This is a genomic window from Vibrio sp. Y176 (genome assembly GCF_033438945.1).
The window spans coordinates 1-811 of the sequence record NZ_JAWOQS010000326.1; the positions used below are offsets into that span (position 1 = coordinate 1).

Below are 811 nucleotides of genomic sequence, written 5' to 3' on the forward strand. Positions count from 1 at the left end.
GTCATTCGCCCACTTATGATAGGGAAATTGTCTAACTTTCTGCCGATTAAAGCCGAAGAAGTGGCCAAAGCGATGATTTATCAAGTTTACAGTTATCAGGAAAATTCGGTTGTTTATCTACAAAGAAAAGAAATGCTCGACCTACTGCATCATTATGACTAGTCATTTTGCTTAAAAATCACGCTAAACAGTAAGCTCACGAGATTTATCTCTCATTTTTATATTCATTTTAGATCTATCTAATACCTCTTTGTCATTTTTAAAGTTATATCCTGAGCGTTATCTTACAGCATCAGTTTATAACCCCGTATAAAAAACAGTCGGCGTTTCACGCCAGATTGATAAGGTCAGATTATGGATTTTGCAGTGATAGCCTCTCTTGCCGTGTTTATAGGCATATTATTCTTTCTTTTTACCCAGCAACAAAAACAGAACACCCTTTCTCGTCTCGTTTTAATTGGTCTTGTTACTGGCTCTCTTTTTGGCTTGGCTCTTCAGCTTATTCACGGTGAAGGCAGCGACGTCATTTCGAAAACACTAGAATGGGTTGGTATTGTTGGTAGCGGCTATGTCGGCTTGCTAAAAATGGTGATCATGCCACTTGTGTTGGTTTCGATGATTTCTGCGGTAGTAAAACTGGAGAAAGGTGGCTCACTTGGCAAAATCTCTGGTCTGACGATTTCTGTGTTGCTAGTCACCACAGCAATTTCGGCTTTGATCGGTATTCTTGTTACTTCTGCGTTTGGTCTGTCAGCGGAAGGGCTAACTGAAGGCGCTCGTGAAACGGCTCGAATTGCGGTTCTTGAAAGCT

The 811-nt window shown here is 40.7% G+C and carries 1 protein-coding gene and 1 pseudogene; both read left to right on the plus strand.

From position 1 onward, the window contains the following. A pseudogene (locus R7O13_RS25850) lies at positions 1 to 162 on the plus strand (oxidoreductase); the annotation flags it as partial. 192 nt (positions 163 to 354) lie between these two features. Next, positions 355 to 811, plus strand: a 457-nt coding sequence (locus R7O13_RS25855) for a cation:dicarboxylate symporter family transporter (protein ID WP_318305071.1), incomplete at its 3' end; no start/stop codon positions are given.